Below are 4,222 nucleotides of genomic sequence, written 5' to 3'. Positions count from 1 at the left end.
TTAAAGGGCAGACCATTTTGCCTGGAGGTCAACACCCTGCCCGGAATGACCACAACTTCACTTGTGCCCAAGGCCGCCAACGCATCGGGGCTTTCGTTTGCTGAACTGCTCGATAAAATAGTCAAACTGGCATTGTAATCTTGAGACATTTCCCGCAAGTCATATTGCTTTTCTGTATGGTCGACTGGCCGGTTTTTATGCGGCGCAAGATGGTCTATGCGCTCGCTGAAGCTGTCAAAAAATACGATTCAATCGTCGTCGCGGTCAACCGACCCCTCTGCCCGTTTACCACATGGCTTCGAAAACCGGATCGAATCAACGAGCTGTTTGGGCCGTCGAAAATCGAAAAATTATCGGATAACTTATTTCTATTCTCACCTAAATATTTCGTCACTGACATGATTACCAGACACTTCGAGTTTCTCAATTACATGAATTTAATGATACTGCGAAGCGAATTTGGCCGTCTCGAAGGAAAGCTTAAAGTTCAAATCAAACAGCCAATTGTATGGATTTATCATCCTGTCCAGGGTTATCTTACCAGCCTCTATCCGAACAGCCTAAATTTGATGGAAGTAAAAGATAACTATGTTGATTTATATGGAAGATCCGACAACAATGTTGATGAATTAGAGAGACGCTTTCGTCCATATATCGATTTGCTTTTGGCCACCTCTCAAAAATCTCTCAAAAAATACGGTCCGAATTATAAAACCGCCTGGCTGTCGGGAAACGGCCTGGACCGTAATACATATCAAAGCCTGACTGCTGAAGATATTGAACCGTATGCTCCAATCAAAAAGATATCCGCACCCAGGATCGGCTATACCGGCATTATCTCCGACAGGCTGGATTGGAAGCTGGTAAAATCGGTGATAGAGAAGTCAGCTGACAAAAATTTTATCTTTGTCGGGCAAGTGGCCGATAAGGAAGCGGTTGCGGAAGTGCGCCAGTTGCCCAACGCTCATTTCATCGGAAAAGTTCCCCATGAACAAATTCCCGCTGTGCTGAAGGCGTTTGATCTGGGCTGGATGCCGTACCGTGATAATCGCTTCTTCAGGTACTCGAATCCGTTGAAATTCTATGAATTCGCGGCTGCCGGTATTCCCATGGTCTCCTCCAACATGGAGCATCTAAACCAGTTCGACCGGGATTTCGTCAGGGTAGTCGCTAACAGAGAAGATCTCTGGATCGATGCAATTAAATCGATGCTTGCTTATGATCGGGGTGAGGCACTCGAAACCGGCCGTGCGATCGCGTCCGGGTTTATCTGGGAGGATATGACCGAGAAACTCGTGGAACAAATCAGGAATCATTTTTATATATAGGTGTACAAACGTGTTATGGGATTACTTACCGAAAAAAAAGCGGCCCTGTTCGATCTCGGGTCGACATTGATCGAATATGAGAACATCAGTTGGAATGATGTATACAAACTCAGCATCATGGAAGGTTTCAAGTTGCTGGAGGGGCATAATTTCTTATTCTCGGAAAAAAGCAAATTGATGGAAGGATTTGTCTCGGTTGTCAATGAGATGATTGCTCACAGCATGGAGATTCAGAAAGAACCCGACCTGAGGCGCTTTTTTATTGATTTCTTTAAGAAGCATGAACATGATCTCAGCGATGAAATCTACGATGATTTCCTGGAGCATTACTACCAGCCTATCCGTGATCATTTAAGCTTGATTCCGGGAGCTATTGATGTACTCCATTTTTTCAAGTCAAAAGGATGCAAGCTGGGGCTGATCTCTAACACTGTTTTCCCTCAAAGATATCATTACGAGGATATGCAGAATTTTGGTGTGCTTGAATTCTTCGATGAGATCGTATTTTCCTCGGAATTCGAATACCGCAAGCCTCACCCGGCAATATTTGAACATGTTCTCAGAAAGCTTGACATTTCAGCCGATCAGGCTTTCTTTGTGGGTGATCGAGTCGATGTCGATGTTGCTGGAGCCAAGAACGCCGGAATCACCGCGATTCTCAAGTTGAAGTCAGATCGTGTTTATGAAAATCATGGTAAGGCCGATCTGATCATCGACGACCTGGCGGAATTGATCGAAAACTATTGAGAAAGGAAATATAAATGGATGCAACTGAAAAACTTCTCCAGGAACTGACCGATGCTTACGGAGTTCCAGGTCATGAAGCCGAGATCGCGGCAATTATGAAAAAGCATCTTGAAGCAGATGCCGATGAAATCAGCTACGACAAGCTGGGATCATTCATTGCCAGCAAAAAAGGAACACATGAACGCCCGCGCGTTATGATAGCAGGACATATGGACGAGGTCGGTTTCATGGTGCGCGAAATCGACAAAAATGGTTATATTCGCTTTTTGCCTCTGGGGGGCTGGTGGGGGCATGTAGTCCTCTCGCAGAGGGTTATGATCCTGACCAGGAAGGGTCCTGTCCTGGGAGTGGTCGGATCCACCCCGCCTCATCTGCTAAAAGACGAGGACCGTAAGAAAGTCTTGCAGGTAAAAGATATGTATATCGATGTCGGGGTCACCTCTGACGTGGATATCCAGAAAGACCTGGGAGTACGTATTGGTGATGTGATCGTGCCCTGGTCGCCGTTTACGGTCATGAACAACAAGAAGATGTATGTCGCCAAGGCATTCGATAACAGGATCGGATGCGCGATCGCGATCCAGGTCATGAAGATGCTCAAAGATGATCATCCCAACACCCTATACAGCGTTGGTACCGTTCAGGAAGAAGTCGGTCTGCGTGGTGCGATGACTTCCGCCTGGAGCGTCAATCCCGATGTCGCACTGGTTTCCGATGTGACCGTGGCCAAGGATTATCCCGGCGCTGAAGGCGAACCTACTGAAAAAGTCGGCAAAGGCCCGGCTGTTTTGGTTTACGATGGCAGCCTGGTGCCGAACCATAAGCTCCGCGATCTGGTCATCGATACAGCCGAGCAAAACAATATCCCGTATGTTCTGGGAGCGCTTGAAAAAGGCGGTACCGACGGGGGCAGTATTCATAAATCACGTTTCGGTGTGCCGACCATCTTCATCGGACTTGTAACCCGCTATATCCATGGGCATGCTTCGATGATTCATCGCGATGACTACGACAACTGCGTCAAGCTCTTCTATGAGGTTACGCGCAAGCTGGATGCCGACACGGTTGCATCGTTAACACAAGCCTGATTCGAAAGGAAGCGAAATGTTTTTTAAGCAGATTACGTCCGTTGCTTTAGTACTATTGATGATTGGCTGTTCAGGTGGAACAGCTGAGGGACCTCGTTACGAACCCGATCCCGAGGGAGGGATTCCGACGGTTATTGGGGACACAATCGAAACTGCCAGCGGTTTGAAATATGTCGACATCGAAACCGGTGCTGATACGATCGACGCATCTATGGCTGGTGACAGATTGACAGTTCATTATACCGGCTGGCTGACCGATGGCACCAAGTTCGACAGCTCCAAAGATCGCGACCAGCCCTTCGAATTTGTACTCGGACAGGGACGTGTGATCGAAGGCTGGGATGAAGGTATGGCCGGGTTGAGACCAGGCGCGAAACGTCTCCTCATCATACCGCCAGAACTCGGTTACGGCTCTCATGCCAGACCCTCAATTCCGGCCAACTCTACTTTGGTATTCGAGGTCGACATGCTAGATATTGAGCCGGCCCCCAAGATTCCTGAGTATGACGAGGCCGATCTTGAAACAACCTCAAGTGGGCTCCAGTACATGATACTAAAAGAAGGTGATCAATCAGCCGAAGCAACTAAAACAGGTGACCACGCGGTTGTGCATTACACCGGCTGGCTAACAGACGGTACCATGTTCGATAATTCCAGGGGACGCAGTCAGCCGTTTAAAGTAGCGCTGGGCGCTGGACAGGTGATAAAAGGCTGGGAGGAAGGTTTAATCGGTATGAAACCGGGAGAGAAAAGACTTCTGGTTATACCGCCGGAACTCGGCTACGGTCCGCAGCCGAGGGCCTCGATTCCTGCCAACAGCACCCTCATTTTTGAAGTTGATTTAATTGAAACCAAAGAACCCCCGAAAATTCCCGACTATAAACAGTCGGATGTTAAGACGACTTCCAGCGGTCTCAAATATGTCATACTCGAAGGGGGCGACGGAGCCAGTCCTGAAAGGGGAGATACTGTCCAGGTGCATTACACCGGTTGGCTTGAGGATGGAACCATGTTTGACAGTTCGCATGATCGCGGTGAACCGATAGAATTTCAGATCGG

At 48.0% G+C, this 4,222-nt stretch carries 4 protein-coding genes and 1 pseudogene; all 5 read left to right on the top strand.

The window, feature by feature from the left end; genetic code table 11:
• Nucleotides 1–138 (top strand): D-alanine--D-alanine ligase (locus tag GF404_10770; protein ID MBD3382662.1); only part of this gene is annotated, 138 nt, incomplete at its 5' end.
• Between the two features lie 38 nt (nt 139–176).
• Nucleotides 177–1,328 carry a glycosyltransferase gene (locus tag GF404_10765; GenBank protein ID MBD3382661.1) on the top strand — a complete coding sequence of 384 codons (1,152 nt, stop codon included), beginning with the start codon at nt 177–179 and terminating at the stop codon, nt 1,326–1,328.
• 15 nt (nt 1,329–1,343) lie between these two features.
• Nucleotides 1,344–2,075: an HAD-IA family hydrolase gene (locus GF404_10760; GenBank protein MBD3382660.1), complete on the top strand. Its 732-nt coding sequence runs from the start codon at nt 1,344–1,346 to the stop codon at nt 2,073–2,075.
• 14 nt (nt 2,076–2,089) lie between these two features.
• Nucleotides 2,090–3,163: a M20/M25/M40 family metallo-hydrolase gene (locus tag GF404_10755; protein MBD3382659.1), complete on the top strand. Its 1,074-nt coding sequence runs from the start codon at nt 2,090–2,092 to the stop codon at nt 3,161–3,163.
• Between the two features lie 58 nt (nt 3,164–3,221).
• Nucleotides 3,222–4,019, top strand: a pseudogene (locus GF404_10750) (hypothetical protein).
• The last annotated feature ends 203 nt before the right edge of the window (nt 4,020–4,222 follow it).

It is taken from the genome of Candidatus Zixiibacteriota bacterium, assembly GCA_014728145.1.
Lineage (GTDB): Bacteria > Zixibacteria > MSB-5A5 > JAABVY01 > JAABVY01 > WJMC01.
The sequence above is the reverse complement of the archived record's forward strand: the minus strand, read 5'-3'. Positions and strand labels throughout refer to the sequence as shown.

Excerpts from the sequence above, each read along its gene's own strand:
- GF404_10765 (MBD3382661.1), top strand. The coding sequence starts at position 177 with ATGGTCGACTGGCCGGTTTTTATGCGGCGCAAGATGGTCTATGCGCTC.
- GF404_10760 (MBD3382660.1), top strand. The coding sequence starts at position 1,344 with ATGGGATTACTTACCGAAAAAAAAGCGGCCCTGTTCGATCTCGGGTCG.
- GF404_10755 (MBD3382659.1), top strand. The coding sequence starts at position 2,090 with ATGGATGCAACTGAAAAACTTCTCCAGGAACTGACCGATGCTTACGGA.